This window comes from Aliiroseovarius sp. D2-2 (genome assembly GCF_055809455.1).
In genome coordinates this window covers 2,963,597-2,978,114 of the sequence record NZ_CM147913.1, presented here as the reverse complement: position 1 = coordinate 2,978,114, position 14,518 = coordinate 2,963,597, and the positions used below count along the sequence as shown (strand labels likewise).

Genomic DNA, 14,518 nt, shown 5'->3' with positions numbered 1-14,518 from the left:
GTTTATCCTGAATTGCTTTGAATTGCTGGCCTTTGACTGCCCCAATCTTCAGTTGGGACGGCTGCGATGCGATCTGCACCGGTCATGCAGTTTTTGATCCACATGCAAGATGCGTCCATCGGTAAAGGTTTGGCAATCGCGTATCCTTGAACATGCGAACAACCCAGTTCACCCAACTTGGTAAATTCCCCATGGGTTTCAACACCCTCGGCGATTACGCCAACCTGAAGCTGGCTTGCCATGGTCAAAATGGCAGAAACCATATTTTGCTGATTGGGGTCCGTGTCGATATGGGTGATGAAAGACCGATCAATCTTGATCCGGTTCAAAGTGAAGCGTCGGATATGAGCGATTGAAGCGTGGCCGGTGCCAAAGTCGTCCAGATCAATATTGCACCCCATTCGCGCCAAGGCATTGATATTGCGAGTGATTACGTCATCTTCGTTTTGGGTGATGACCGATTCCAGAATTTCTAAGGTCAATCGTTCTGGGGAAACATCGAAACGATCCAGATTCCAACGGATTTTTTCAAAGAGTTTGGGGTTGGATAGTTCTGCGGAAGACAGGTTGATCGAGACCGTCGGAACCTCAAGCCCCAGCCGATCCCATTCGCAAATGCTGGTGAGGCATTCGAAAATCATAACCTCGCTAAGACGTTCCAGAAGACCAGCTTGGGTCAGCGCTGGAAGGAACGCGCCGGGTGCGATCCAACCAAGCTTTGGGTGATGCCAACGCACCAAGGCCTCCATCCCCGTAAGTTGCCCGGTTCGAACGCAAGTTTGCGGCTGAAACCATGGGATCATCTGCCCGGTTTCAAGCGCTTCAGACAGCTCGGCCTCGGAGTGTTCTGAAGGTGCTGCGCGTGGGGCCATACCGTTGGAGAAGGCGCGAATTGACCCAGAACCAGCTGCTTGCGCGCTCTGCAATGCACTTTCCGCGGCCTGTAGCAAGGATTCCCCGGTCGCTTCCGGTGCGCGTTGTGGAAGGGCAAAGCCGATACATGCGGTCAGGTGAAGTCGCGTTTGATCAAGTTCAATGGGATTGGCTATCGCCGCTTGCAGTCGCGTGGCGATCTGCAACACCACCTCAAGATCCGCGCGCGTAGATCGGTCTATGGCGATGCCGAAACGGCCACGCCCAAGTGAACAAATCAAATCGGTGACCCGCAACATCGATCTTAACGCCTCGCCCAGCTGTGCTTCGATCTTGTCTTGAGCGTCTAATCCGTAGTGATCTGCAATATTCGCGAATTCATCAATTGCGACAACAAGGCAGGTTTTTTCTTTTACATCAGGTGTTTCAAACCCTGCGTCCAATAGTGTTGTCAGGCGTTCGCGCAACGGCAGGTCTGTCACCGAATCCGTCGGCCACCTGTCTTTTAATGTCGAGCGAGTTATCGCCCCACCCAGTGCAAACGTGCCGGGGAAGACGATCGCGGCCAATAGCAAAGCGGGTTCACCGCCCCACCAATAAGCAAGTAACATCACAGCAGGAAGTAACGCCGTAAGATGGGGGCTGGTCAGCAGATTTCGAACAGCATTTTTAACGGATCTTTGACCAAAGCTGGCAGCCATGACGGGTTCCTAAATTGATACTCCAATCGCGTCCCGGTTGTCGGGGTCGCAAGGGACAAAGTAGGAACATGTGGTCAATCAGGTATTAACACGCCCAGAAAAACTGCTAAAAATTATTCAGGAATCTTCGGCATTTTCCGGCGCGCTACGTGTAAGACCTGCAAAATCAAACAGTTGCGGGTCTAAGAGGTGAGTGGGTCGCGTATTCATCAGTGCTCTGAACATGATTTGGCGGCGTCCTGGGAAGTTCGTTTCCCACTGATCAATGATCTTTTTGACCTGCTGGCGCTGTAGTCCATCCTGCGATCCGCAGAGGTCGCAGGGAATAATTGGGTAGTTCATCTGGGTCGCGAATCTCTCGCAATCTTTCTCGGCCACGTGGGCAAGAGGGCGATAAACAAACAGATCACCTTCTTCGTTGACCAGTTTTGGGGGCATTGTCGCAAGACGCCCGCCGTGAAAGAGGTTCATAAAGAAGGTCTCTAAGATGTCATCGCGGTGGTGCCCCAGAACGACGGCCGAACAGCCTTCTTCGCGCGCAATGCGATACAGATTGCCGCGTCGCAGGCGTGAACAGAGCGAACAGAAGGTGCGGCCCTGTGGGATTTTGTCCATGACGATCGAATAAGTGTCTTCATATTCGATCCGATTTGGCACCTGCATTTTTTCAAGGAATTCGGGCAGCACAGTTGCCGGAAATCCAGGCTGGCCCTGATCAAGATTGCAGGCCAGAATTTCGACCGGCAACATGCCGCGCCACTGGAGTTCGTACAGCGCGGCCAGCATCGTATAGCTGTCTTTTCCGCCCGACAGGCAGACTAGCCATTTCGCCCCGCGTTCGACCATGCCGTATTGGTCCAAGGCCTCGCGTACGTTGCGCATGATGCGCTTGCGCAGCTTCTTGAACTCGGTGGTCGAGGGCGCGCCGTGAAACAGCGGGTGAATATCGTCTAGGTCGTCCAACATGGGCGCGGCATAGGGGAAAACGCCACGTCGAGCAAGGGTTGGTCTGACAAGTGAAACGACAAGGCCGTGCTGCCTGACGGCAGTTCGGATCGTGCATATTCTCTGCGTGCGGTTGTGATCTGACGCAGCCCCAGTGTTTGGTAAAACGAAAGGGCTGCGTCGACGTCGGTGACGTTGATCGTGATCTGATTCAGGCCCATGACACTACAGCAGATGATGGCGCTGAGACGGCAAGGGACCGGGTTCTTCGGGCAGATTCAGATTCCGACGCAGGTGTGCGCTAAGGTCCTCTGTCCGAAGTGGGGCTGAAGGGCGTGCGAACAACGCCGCGCGCAGAACACGCCAGCGGCCATGGCGTTCGATCAACCCCATAAGGGCAGATTGCAGCCGAATAGAAGTGTGCCGACGGGGCGGAAGGGTCAAAACATGGGTCATTTCCGTGTCTCCTTTTGCAAGTTTGAACCAGTTGTCGGACCTCAAGTGAACTTTAGGTCAAGGGTTTTCTGACCCGCCCCGAAAGACTGGGACGGGTGCTGTGTAAACGGTTACCAAAACCGCGGTCTGTGAAGCTCTGGCGGAGGGTGGCCGGGCGGAAGCCCTACATCACGACGCAGATAGTCGGACAGGTTCTCTGCTTGCAGTCGTTTTGCTTTGCCTGAAACCACGCGCATCGCAAGCGCACGCAAAACGCGCAATGTGCCGTGATCCGCAATCAGATCATCCAGCAGATCGTTCAGCCGGACGGGAGTAGAATGAATATTAGAGTCCATCATGGGTTGGATACCGGCGCGGGCCGGCCCTCTTTATATTGGGTTTGGTTAAATGAAAGCTGGCGGGACGCAGAAACGCGGGCGCAATGCGACCGGGATCAGGGTTTATGTGTCAGCTGTGGGAAGGCCCGGAATGCGGGCGGATCGGGGCGGTTAAGCGCGGGACAGGTAGGTCACGCGGTAAGATAACCCCAAAGAGCCGCAACATGGCATGGGCAGAGAGCGCTGATATTCGTCATGTAACGCCTCCTTATGCTTGTGCGTTGCGATGGCGCTTGTTTAGCGCAAACAGGTTGAACCTCAAGCTTCTTGTTCCGGTTGTGGTCTGCTGTGGCCATTCGGGCACGATTGTATCAGTCGTGAGTGTTACAATCGTGATCCGTGCCTGGCACCGGATCATAACCGCAAGACCCCCAAGGATTGCAGCGCGCGATGCGCTTGGCTGCAATCCAGCCCCCTTTGAATGCGCCGTGTTTCTGCAAGGCTTCTAATGCATAGGCGCTGCAGGTGGGTTGATAACGGCAGTTGAACCCAACCCAGGGGCTGAAGATCATCCTGTAAGCGCGGATGGGTAAAGACAGTATGAATGCAGCTGGGCTCATTGTTTTTTGCGCGGTGCGTGCGATCTGTTCAATGGCGCGGACAAGGTCCGCTTTCATCTCCATATAGTCACGCGATGCTGTCTTTTCAGCGCGACCAATAAGCACATAGTCCCAACCGGCTTGCCCCAATCCGGGAAGAACCTCATGTGCAATGGCACGCAAACGGCGTTTTGCGCGATTGCGCGCAACCGCGTTGCCGACTTTCTTCGAGCAGGTAAACCCGATGCGGATTTGCTCGACTGGAACGCTTTCTTCAGCCCTGCGCTTACGCGCTTGAAGCATAAAGGCAGGGGCTGATGCGCGGCGGGCGCGGGCTGCTGTCAGAAAGTCGCGTCGTTCGGTCAGAGTCGTTAGCTTGCGATCACCCACGCAAACGGAAACCGCCGCAGACCCATCGGTCTCGGCGGTTTTCATTTTGTCAGCATTGGGCGCAGACATATCTGCGACCCGAGCGCTTACGCGCTCAGCGACTTCCGGCCACGTGCGCGGCGGGAGTTCAGAATCTTGCGTCCAGCTTTAGTAGCCATGCGCGAGCGAAAACCGTGGCGGCGTTTGCGAACCAGGTTCGAAGGTTGGTATGTGCGTTTCATCGCCCGTCTCCGTTAATGCGCCCAATCCCGGTGGATTCGGAGCGTGTGTCATTCGAAGCCCGGTCTATAGGGGGCATTCTGGGGCAAGTCAAATGCCTGATGAAATATTTTCGCCCCTTTTGTTACATCAGCGAACGTTTTCTTCACCACCGTTCAAGCAAGCGTGAGGTGGGTGGGCAAGGCCGGTGTTTGCGCTCATGTTGCTGGCAACTTAACGCGGCATTGCTGCACGTACGCCATACCGGCCCAGAAAGACAATTGATGATGACTGAACCCGATGCGGATATTCAGAAGCCTGTGCAAAACGCACTTCTGCGCCGCTTGCCATTGATCGCAATCCTAAGCGTAGCTGTGATCGGCGCGTTTACCCTGCGTGATTATCTAAGTTTCGAGACATTGGCGCAAAACCGCGAGGCACTTTTGGCCTTCCGGGACGCCAATTATCTGCTGACCGTTGGGGTGTTTATTGCAGCGTATATTGTGATTGTTGGGTTTTCTCTGCCCGGCGCGACCATCGCAACGCTGACGGGCGGTTTCCTTTTTGCGACCTTCCCGGGCGTGCTCTTCAACGTGACAGGGGCCACCATCGGGGCCACAGTGATATTTCTGGCCGCCCGTTGGGGGCTGGGCGAACGATTGGCTGCCAAGATGGAGGGCAGCGAAGGTGCGGTGAAAACCATCAAGGATGGGATAGACGAGAATCAATGGTCGGTTCTTTTCCTGATCCGCCTTGTGCCAGCTGTACCGTTCTTCGTAGCCAACTTGATCCCTGCGCTGGTCGGTGTGCCGCTGCACAGGTTTGTCATATCAACTTTCCTTGGCATCATTCCCGGCGGACTTGTCTACACTTCAGTCGGCGCTGGTCTGGGCGAGGTCTTTGCCCGCGGCGAAACCCCGGACCTTGGAATTATCTTCGAACCCCACATCCTATTGCCCATGCTGGGCCTGGCCGCACTGGCCGCCTTGCCGATGGTCATCAAGCTTTTCAAGAAGGACGCCTGATATGGTTGAACGGATCAAAACAGATGTCTGCATCATTGGCGCAGGCTCGGGCGGATTGTCAGTTGCAGCTGGTGCGGTACAGATGGGTGCTTCGGTTGTCCTTTTGGAAGGACACAAAATGGGCGGCGACTGTCTGAACTATGGTTGTGTGCCGTCAAAGGCGCTGCTTCATGCGGGGAAGTCAGGCATGGAATGGGGTGCGGCGCATGATCATGTGCGCGCGACCATCGCCACCATCGAACCCCACGATTCTGTCGAACGGTTCGAAGGGCTGGGTGTGCGTGTCATCACGGAATACGGCCAATTCATTTCACCTAAAGAAGTGCAAGCGGGTGATACCATCATCGAGGCACGGCGCTTCGTTATCTCGACAGGGTCTTCGCCCTTTGTGCCACCCATTCCGGGCATCGAGAACGTACCCTACGAGACGAATGAAACCATCTTTGACTTGAAGGAACAGCCCAAGCATCTGCTGGTAGTCGGCGGTGGCCCCATCGGTATGGAGATGGCGCAAGCACATCGCCGCCTTGGCTGCGAGGTTACGGTGATCGAGGGCATGAAGGCGCTGGGCCGTGACGACCCGGAACTGGCTGTACAGGTTCTAGACGCCCTGCACGACGAAGGCATTGTCATCGAAGAAGACGCAATGGCCGCCGAAGTTCGCGGCAAAGCTGGCGCGATCGAGGTTGAAGCAAAAGACGGCCGCATCTTTAAGGGCACGCATCTTTTGATGGCCGTGGGGCGCAAACCCAACACGGACAAGCTGAACCTAAAGGCTGCGGGCATCGAACCCACCCGTGCGGGCATCAAGGTGGATGACAGCCTGCGCACGACCAACAAAAAGGTCTATGCTATCGGCGATGTGGCCGGCGGACTGCAATTCACCCATGTCGCGGGCTACCACGCGGGCGTGATTATCCGGTCCATGTTGTTTGGTCTGCCCTCGAAACAACGCACAGATCATATTCCGTGGGCAACCTATACCTCGCCCGAGATGGCGCAGATCGGCCTGACCGAAGCGCAAGCCAAGGGCGCCCATGGCGACAAGATGGAAGTGGCGCGTTTTGACTTCGCGGGCAATGACCGCGCCATTGCGACCCAGCAAACGAAGGGCCTGATCAAGGTGATGATCGTCAAAGGGCGTCCCGTGGGGGTTTCGATTGTCGGCCCCGGGGCGGGCGAGATGATCAACCTGTGGGCGCTTGCCATGGCCAACCGTTTGAAAATGGGACAGATCGCTGCCATGGTTGCGCCGTACCCGACCATGGCGGAAATCAGCAAACGGGCCGCTGGGGCCTATTTCTCGCCACGGCTCTTTGATAGTCCTATGGTGAAGCGGGTTGTGGGTTTCGTACAGAAGTTCCTTCCCTGATGTGACCACACGAGGACGCGCAATTGTTCAACACTCTGTCTGGCCGATTTCTTATCCTGACGACCGCGTTCGTCATGTTGGCCGAAGTGCTGATCTTCGTGCCTTCAATCGCGCGGTTTCGGGCGGACTATCTTCAAGATCGGCTTGAGCGCGCGCAGATTGCATCTCTGGCCCTTTTGGCTGACGACATGATCGCGCCCGAGCTGGAAGCCGAGCTTCTGGAAAATGCCGAGGTCTATAACGTCGTGTTGCGGCGTGATGAAATGCGCGAGCTGATGTTGTCATCCTCATTGCCCGGCGCTGTGACACAAGACTTCGACCTACGTGATGCGTCAGCAATGCAGTTGATCCGGGACGCTATGATGCGGCTTTTTGAAACCGAGCCCGAGGTCATACGGATCATCGGCGATCCAGTGCGCGAGGGCGGATTGGTAATCGAGGTTACGATGTGGACCGCCAAACTTCGGGCAGCGATGATCGACTACGGTTTGAACATCTTGCTGCTGTCGGCGGTTATCTCGATCATTACAGCTGTGTTGTTGTTCCTTGCAGTGCAAATCCTGATTGTGCGCCCCATTAAGGGGGTCGTGGGCAATATGAAAGCCTATGCGGCCGACCCAGAAGACGCACGTCGTATCATTTCGCCGGACACCAACGTGACAGAACTGCGCGAAGCGGAGCTAACGCTTCGCAGCCTGCAAACCGACCTGACAGGCGCGCTGCGCCAGAAAGAGCGGTTGGCGCAATTGGGCGGAGCCGTTGCACGGATCAGCCATGACTTGCGCAATGTTCTGACCACCGCACAACTTTTTGCTGACCGTATGGAAGGAAGCAACGATCCAATGGTCAAGCGGGTGGTGCCAAAGCTTCTAAACTCGATCAGTCGCGCTGTCAGCTTGTGTGAAAACACGCTGGCTTTTGGGAAGGCTGAAGAGCCTGCACCGTCACTTGGTTGGGTGAACCTGGCTGACTTGGCAGGCGATATCTTCGACAGCGAACGTCTGTCTGCAGGTGACCATGACCTATCCTTTGCCGAGGATATTCCCATGGGGCTTTCCTTGCGTGCGGATTCCGAGCAGCTTTATCGCGTCCTCTCCAATCTCGTACGAAATGCGCGGCAGGCGATCGTTGCTTCTGGCCAACCCGGAGAGATCGCGTTGCAAGCGATCGAGACGGATGTGGATTGGCAAATTCGCGTGATCGATACCGGGCCGGGCTTGCCCAAAAATGCGCGCGACCATCTGTTCCAACCTTTTGCGGGGACAAACCGCAAGGGCGGCTCGGGTCTTGGTATGGCAATTGCTGCTGAACTGGTGCGTGGCCATGGCGGCGCGCTGGAGCTGGAGCGGACGGGTGAAGATGGAACAGCCTTCCTGGTCACCCTGCCGAAATCGATCGAAGAATAGACCTTCAACAAAAAAGGGGCCGCGCGAGCGACCCCTTACCTGCCCACCGTGAGTGGGGGACTAAGCTTTAGCTTTCCGGAGGCAGGATCACGCTGTCGATGACGTGGATAACGCCATTTGACGTTTCGATGTCTGCGGACACCACATTGGCACCTTGGACAGTGACGCCCGACATGGTGCCGATTTTAACTTCGGATCCTTGTACGGTTGCGGCCATCATGCCGTCTGACAGATCGCCCGACATCACTTTGCCCGGGACGACGTGGTACGTCAGGATTGAAACCAGTTTGTCTTTGTTCTCTGGCATCAGCAGCGTTTCGACAGTGCCTTCAGGAAGCGCAGCGAATGCGTCATCAGTTGGGGCAAAAACTGTGAATGGGCCATCGCCTTTCAGGGTTTCGACAAGGCCTGCAGCTTGAACGGCTGCAACAAGGGTGGTGAAGCTGCCAGCAGCTACGGCCGTGTCGACAATGTCTTTCGAGTGTCCGTCAGCGAAAGCGGGTGCGCTGAAGACTGCGGTGGCGGTGAGGGCGATAAATGTGCGACGAAACATAACGTTCTCCATGTTGTATGATACTAGGAGTACGCAAGCCTTTTCAGATCAGATCACTACTGATGATGACGTTTCCGTGATCTCAGAAATCCACCGCGATTTCACCGTCGGGTTCCTTTGCCCTGCTTTGACACAGGATCATCGCGCCTTCGCGCTGGGCGTTTGACAAGACAAAATCCCGGTGTTCGACATCGCCTGCGATCACGCCGCATTTGCACACACCGCAAATCCCGTCAGAGCATTTTACATCCACATGCACCCCGACGGCATTCAGCGCATCGGCAGCAGTTTGGTCCGCCGCTACGTCGACATGACGCCCGTCTTTCAGCCGGAGTGTGAACGGATGGTTTTCATAGTCGGGCTGTTCGGGAACCGAGAAATATTCCAGATGCCGCGCTTCTTCCGGGAAGCCCTGCTTGGCAGCAGCCTCCATCACCGCGTCCATGTAGCGATCCGCGCCACAGGCATAGACATGTGCGCCTTCCGGTGCATCCGCCAGCACGGCGTCGAAGTCCGCCCGCGTGTCTTCGTCGGTGATATGCAAATGCACTCGGTCTGCCCAAGACATCGCGGTAAGATCTTCAAGAAATCCGGCCTGGTCCCGGCAGCTGACAGAATAATGCAGCGCGAAGTCCGAACCCAGTGCGTGGAGCCGGTGGGCAAATGCGATCATCGGCGTGACGCCAATTCCGCCGCCCATCAGGAAGCTTTTGGGGGCGTCTTCGACCAATTCGAAATGGTTGAGGGGCTTTGAGACGAAGACCTTGCGTCCCTCGGTGAAAATGCGATGCAAAAGCGCAGATTCGCCGCGTCCGCCCTCCTCGCGCAGAACGCCAATTTGATAGAGACTGTGATCTGATGGATCGCCGGACAACGAATACTGGCGCAGGAAATCTGGTGACACCAGCACGTCCAAATGCGCCCCCGCCGTCCATGAGGGCAAACGCGACCCATCTGGCGCAGACAGTTCGTATTTGGCGATGCCCGGCGTCATTTGTTCGACCTTGGACACTGTCAGCTGCAAAACCGGGCTATCTTCTGGCACTGTATACCGATGCACCATCGACAGGTCGCCCTGTCCCTTGCGTTCGCGATATTCGCCCGCAGTGATCATTGTGTCATAGGCCGTGATACCGGCCTCGCGATCCATGGGGAAGGGATAGGGATAGGGCGGTGGCGCAAGATCGGCTGGATAGGCCGCAAGGGTCTGGCTTTCCGGATCAAGCCTGATCTCGCGTTGAAGATCGCGTCGGTTCACCGGGTCGTCTGTGGGGTGATAACCGCCATCCGGGCCAAGCTTCAGTATCCCACCACCATTTCTTGACGTCATTCAGCCCACCATTACCTACGGCATCATCAAGTTTCGCCAGCACAGGTGCTGCCCCTGGAACGGTCGATGCGGCCCATCGCAGGGGAGCCTGTGCGAACAGTCCCTCAAGGTTCCATGGGCACGTCTTCATACAGCGCCCACACATCGCACCACCGGGTTGGGTCACGCGGTAGGTGGTGCATTTCTGGCTGTCGGACTTCCAGATCTCATAGCCGTTGAACATTTTCTTTGGCCCGGCAGTGATTGCTCCGGACGGGCATTCGCGCGCGCATTTGTTGCACGCTTCGCAGAACCGTTGCAGGCCAAAGTCAATCGGCTTGTCATGAGCAAGTGGCATGTCGGTTGTCACAACGCCTGATTTCAGGCGCGGCCCCAGATAGGGATGCAGGATCACGTCACCGATCCGCGAAATCTCACCCAAGCCGGCCAAAAGAAGCAGCGGCGGCTGCAAGACCGTGCCATCCATCACTGTATGGGCTTTGGCCGAGTATCCCAGATTGCGGATTTGCTGCGCGATAACGCCCCCGATCAGCGAGAACCTTAGATAGGCACGCATGGACTGGCTGACGGCGATCCAATCATCTCCTGATGCGCCCTCCATCGTTTCGAACCCCTGATCGACAATCATGGAAATGGCCTGATCATGAGGCGGGTTGATTTCATCCCCGGCGGCATCATGGCTGTACCATGTCCAATCGGGACAACGACTGGTGCCCGCCGCATCGATACCTAAAAAGTAACTGGCGGCCCGGATTGCGGCAGCGTTCTGTTCCGCATCCGTCGGGCTTGCACCGTTGGCGACAGGCCCGTCTTGCAGCAACGTGAAAACACCCAGCGCACGTCGTTGCGCATAGCTGGGCGCGGCCTTGCGCACATACATTCCCCCGGACGAGCCTTCGTGCAAATGCTTCCCCATGTCCCCAAACTGCGCACGCGCGAACATGTCCGAACGCTTGGGAACCCGGGCAACGTTTTCTTCGTCGATGTACGATGTGGGCGTCTCGACCCGTTTCAGGCGCTCAAAAGGAAGCGGACCCATGGCGTAGTCGCGTTTCGCGTAGGGATCTTTGTTCAAGCCAGATTTGGCGCTGTCCTTGCCCAACCACCAGCGCAACCCGGTCAGGTTGGGTTGGTCAGGTTCAAGGGCAAGGGGGCGGTCTGGTGTCATCTCAAGATTGGTGGTGACAACCGCCAGTCCGAAGTTTTCCCCCAGCCATGGGGCACGCGCCCCGTCCGAGGTTGCCCAAGTCAGTCCGGCTTGAACCGACAGACGTGAGAGCCAGACGTCGCTGGCGGCTGCCGTGTGAGCCTTCGCATCAAACCCCAAAAGGCGCAGATAGTTCGCAATGACGATGGCGGTTTCAGCGGAGAGCAAACAGGCCCGTTGATCCTGCGCATCCATGATCCAGTTCGCACCGGGTTCGTCCTGCCTCGACGCGCGGTGATGTTCATATAGAAAGACGATCGCGTGGCTGTGATCCGTGATCGCTCGGTTCTTGGTTGCAAGGCTTTCTTTAAGGTCGGCCATCAGGACATCGATCCCAGCGGCCAGCGTTTTCACCTCGCGGGTTTCAAGGGCGTCTACAAGCTCTTGTATGCCGGGGTTTTCAACGGATGTCTCAAGATGGGCGGCCGCGTCCAGCCGAGTGATGCCCACCATTGATGCATCTGAAAAATACCCAAAGGCCTTTACGTGTCGTGCACGTTCGTCTGGGTCCGTGGGGATGGTTGAAGGCGCAGAGTTGATTTGACCATCGCGAATGGCATCCAAAGCCGCCTGATAGGGTGCCATTGCATTGACGATACTGTCCGGTTGATTTGGGCGGTCAAAGCTGATTGGCGCATCCATCGGCAACTGATCAATTGCGGCAAAGTGATCCGAGCGCCGAAGCCGTTCAAGCGGATAGGGGCCCAGAATTCACAGGCCGATTGCGGGTCGAAAACAAGCGCATCTTTGTCTTTCAGCTTGGCGAGCTGCCGGTGTCACAGGGAAAAATTAACAAGCCCCAATCCGACGACCCGACCTTGGTCGAGTAAGTATGTCTGTCAAATGATCATATTAGGTAACGCAACGCCAGTCAAAATTGGATTCAATATCCATTCCGGGCGCGAAACCTACCAATCTCGCGCGCCGAGGGCGCTTTTCCTGTGAAAAGTTCAACGTATAGGGGGACGCGATCTATGCGGGCGGCGTGATCTTCCCTTATTTCCATCGCGATATAGCCAACCTGCGTAAACAGAATGGTCATCGTCCTTATTTCGGCATCCGTAGGCGCATAGCCGAAACGCTCGAACATTCCTTGAATTGCGGTTTTGCGCTTCGCATCCGCTTCATCGACCCGCGCTTTCAGCTTCGTGTCATGATCTGCCCAATTTCGGATGGCACGATCCAGCTGGGCGTCAAACAATTTGGATTGGAACCAGCAATCCTGAAGGTTGAACATCGCCTCGCAAATCGTCTCGGCATATAGGTCACATTGGGCGACCAGATTGCCTGTGTTTTTGCGTTCCCACCGTTCAATCATCGCATCCAGCAGGGCGTCGCGATCGCGGAAATGATGGTAGAACCCGGTGCGTGTCAGGCCAAGGCGATCGGCCAATGGCATGATTTTCACACCGTCAGCACCAGTTTCGATCAACAGCTCTATTGCGGCGTCTAGCCAAAGCTTTTTGGTCGCGCGCGGGCGATTTTGTCGTTTTTGGGTCATGCGGTGCACTCTAGAGAACTTGACACATGTGTCAAACCTCCTGACGCTTGTGTCAATGGCAACTCGCAATGGAGGAGAATGGGATGAGCGAAACTGCGGTTAAGCGGCGGCGTAGCCGGGGTGGACGTCAAGCAAGGGATGGCTCGCCCGGACAGAATCCCCATTTGGAACGCCCCTATATCAAGCGGAACATCCCTACCTATGACCTTCTGGGCGATGAAGCGTTAGAACAGATCGAGGCGACAGCTGATCGCATCATGGCCGAGATTGGCATCGAATTTCGAGATGACCCCGGCACGGTTGAGATGTTTCGAAAGGCAGGTGGTGAGGTCACTCAGCTTGATCCCACACGATGGAACATCAAGTTCGCGCCGGGCATGATCCGCGAGATCCTGAAGACTGCTCCGGCAGTGTTTACACAACACGCGCGCAACCCTGCCAACAACGTCGAGATTGGCGGCGACAACGTGGTTTTCGCGCCTTCGTACGGTAGTCCCTTTGTCATGGATTTGGATAGGGGGCGGCGCTACGGCACGCTTGAGGATTTCCAGAACTTCGTGAAGCTGGGACAGATGAGCCCATGGCTGCACCACTCGGGTGGGACGGTTTGCGAGCCGACGGACATCCCGGTGAACAAGCGCCATCTGGATATGATCTATGCCCATATGCGGTATTCCGATCGGCCCTTCCTGGGATCAATCACCGCGTCTGAACGGGCCGCTGACAGTGTCGAAATGTGCCGAGTGCTGTTTGGCGCGGATTTCGTTGACCAGAACTGTGTGGTTATGGGCAACTTCAACACCACTAGCCCGCTTGTCATTGATGGCGTGACCTCTCTGGGTATTCGCGAATACGCCAAGGCGGGGCAGGGGTCTATTCACCTGCCGTTCTTGCTGGGTGGCGCGGTGTCGCCTTTGACCATAGCGGGATCAGCGGCGCAGTGTCTGGCGGAAAGCATGGTCTCGTGTGCGATTGCGCAATTGGAACGCCCCGGTTCCCCCGTTGTGTTGGCGAGCTTTTTAAGTTCGATGTCGTTGCGCTCTGGCTCTCCGACTTTCGGAACGGCGGAACCCGCGTTGGGCAGTCTGGTTTACGGCCAGCTTGCACGTCGTCTGAACTTGCCGCTGCGCTGCGCGGGGAATTTCTCGACCTCGAAGCTTCCGGATGCGCAAGCGATGCAGCAGGCCATGATGTCGATGATGTCAGCGGTGCAGTGTGGGGCGAACTACTTGCTGCATTCGGCAGGGTTCCTCGATGGGCTGTTGTCGATGTCGTACGAGAAGTTCATGCTTGATCTGGACCTCTGCGGCGCGTTGCATGCGTATTACGATGGCGTGCAGGTGAACGAGGATACTCTGGGCTTTGATGCTTTGGCCGAAAAAGGACCCGGAGAGCACCTCTTCTCGACCGCCCATACGATGCGTCACTACAAAACGGCCTATTACGACAGCGCGTTGGACGACAATCAGCCGTGGGAAACATGGGACGAGCAGGGCGAGGTCGATATGGCGAGCCGTGCCAACCTGCGCTGGAAGGCACAACTGGCAGCCTATGAAGCGCCGGGGATGGATCCGGTGAAGGATGAAGAACTGAAAGACTTCGTGGCGCGTAAGAAAGCCTCGATGGAAGATGCCTGGTACTGACG

The 14,518-nt window shown here is 56.3% G+C and carries 13 protein-coding genes and 2 pseudogenes; 4 read left to right on the top strand and 11 right to left on the bottom strand.

All coding sequences use genetic code 11. The features are described 5' to 3' along the window. Positions 1 to 2: 2 nt before the first annotated feature. The 8 genes and pseudogenes from AC0L6A_RS14645 to rpmH form a co-directional block, all read right to left on the bottom strand. On the bottom strand, positions 3 to 1,484 hold the full coding sequence (locus tag AC0L6A_RS14645; protein WP_473293512.1) for a putative bifunctional diguanylate cyclase/phosphodiesterase: 1,482 nt from the start codon (positions 1,482 to 1,484) through the stop codon (positions 3 to 5). A 207-nt stretch (positions 1,485 to 1,691) separates the two neighbouring features. Beyond that, on the bottom strand, positions 1,692 to 2,540 hold the full coding sequence (gene ttcA, locus AC0L6A_RS14640) for a tRNA 2-thiocytidine(32) synthetase TtcA (protein ID WP_473291051.1): 849 nt from the start codon (positions 2,538 to 2,540) through the stop codon (positions 1,692 to 1,694). After that, positions 2,525 to 2,740, bottom strand: coding sequence for a VOC family protein (locus AC0L6A_RS14635; protein ID WP_473291049.1), 216 nt, complete (start codon positions 2,738 to 2,740; stop codon positions 2,525 to 2,527). Before AC0L6A_RS14635 ends, ttcA begins: the two co-directional genes overlap by 16 nt. A 4-nt stretch (positions 2,741 to 2,744) precedes the next feature. Beyond that, entirely contained in the window at positions 2,745 to 2,975 is a 231-nt protein-coding gene (locus tag AC0L6A_RS14630) for a hypothetical protein (RefSeq protein ID WP_473291048.1), read from the bottom strand. A gap of 110 nt (positions 2,976 to 3,085) precedes the next feature. Further along, positions 3,086 to 3,313, bottom strand: a complete 228-nt coding sequence (locus tag AC0L6A_RS14625; protein ID WP_473291046.1) for a hypothetical protein — start codon at positions 3,311 to 3,313, stop codon at positions 3,086 to 3,088. Positions 3,314 to 3,663: 350 nt separating this feature from the next. Next, the gene (yidD, locus tag AC0L6A_RS14620) at positions 3,664 to 3,912 is read right to left on the bottom strand and encodes a membrane protein insertion efficiency factor YidD (RefSeq protein WP_246928166.1); all 249 of its coding nucleotides are present in this window, start codon (positions 3,910 to 3,912) and stop codon (positions 3,664 to 3,666) included. A 75-nt stretch (positions 3,913 to 3,987) separates the two neighbouring features. Further along, positions 3,988 to 4,326 (bottom strand): annotated as a pseudogene (gene rnpA, locus AC0L6A_RS14615) (ribonuclease P protein component); the annotation flags it as partial. Positions 4,327 to 4,367: 41 nt separating this feature from the next. Further along, positions 4,368 to 4,502, bottom strand: coding sequence for a 50S ribosomal protein L34 (rpmH, locus tag AC0L6A_RS14610; RefSeq protein ID WP_155529820.1), 135 nt, complete (start codon positions 4,500 to 4,502; stop codon positions 4,368 to 4,370). A 261-nt stretch (positions 4,503 to 4,763) separates the two neighbouring features. On the opposite strand from rpmH, the gene AC0L6A_RS14605 reads away from it, so the two are divergent. From AC0L6A_RS14605 to AC0L6A_RS14595, 3 genes are read left to right on the top strand one after another with little or no spacing between them, the layout of a single operon-like run. Beyond that, complete coding sequence (locus AC0L6A_RS14605) at positions 4,764 to 5,504, top strand: TVP38/TMEM64 family protein (protein ID WP_473291045.1); 741 nt, start codon at positions 4,764 to 4,766, stop codon at positions 5,502 to 5,504. 1 nt (position 5,505) lies between these two features. Beyond that, entirely contained in the window at positions 5,506 to 6,876 is a 1,371-nt protein-coding gene (locus tag AC0L6A_RS14600; protein ID WP_473291044.1) for a dihydrolipoyl dehydrogenase family protein, read from the top strand. Between the two features lie 23 nt (positions 6,877 to 6,899). Then, positions 6,900 to 8,282 carry a sensor histidine kinase gene (locus AC0L6A_RS14595; RefSeq protein WP_473291042.1) on the top strand — a complete coding sequence of 461 codons (1,383 nt, stop codon included), beginning with the start codon at positions 6,900 to 6,902 and terminating at the stop codon, positions 8,280 to 8,282. 67 nt (positions 8,283 to 8,349) lie between these two features. On the opposite strand, the gene AC0L6A_RS14590 is transcribed toward AC0L6A_RS14595, so the two are convergent. The 3 genes and pseudogenes from AC0L6A_RS14590 to AC0L6A_RS14580 form a co-directional block, all read right to left on the bottom strand. Beyond that, the gene (locus AC0L6A_RS14590) at positions 8,350 to 8,835 is read right to left on the bottom strand and encodes a fasciclin domain-containing protein (RefSeq protein ID WP_473293510.1); all 486 of its coding nucleotides are present in this window, start codon (positions 8,833 to 8,835) and stop codon (positions 8,350 to 8,352) included. 82 nt (positions 8,836 to 8,917) lie between these two features. Next, positions 8,918 to 12,117, bottom strand: a pseudogene (locus AC0L6A_RS14585) (reductive dehalogenase). Between the two features lie 138 nt (positions 12,118 to 12,255). Next, positions 12,256 to 12,873 carry a TetR/AcrR family transcriptional regulator gene (locus tag AC0L6A_RS14580; protein WP_473291041.1) on the bottom strand — a complete coding sequence of 206 codons (618 nt, stop codon included), beginning with the start codon at positions 12,871 to 12,873 and terminating at the stop codon, positions 12,256 to 12,258. A gap of 83 nt (positions 12,874 to 12,956) precedes the next feature. Here AC0L6A_RS14580 and AC0L6A_RS14575 point away from each other — a divergent pair, with 83 nt between their 5' ends. Next, a complete protein-coding gene (locus AC0L6A_RS14575; RefSeq protein ID WP_473291040.1) occupies positions 12,957 to 14,516 on the top strand; it encodes a trimethylamine methyltransferase family protein in 1,560 nt (519 codons plus the stop codon). The last annotated feature ends 2 nt before the right edge of the window (positions 14,517 to 14,518 follow it).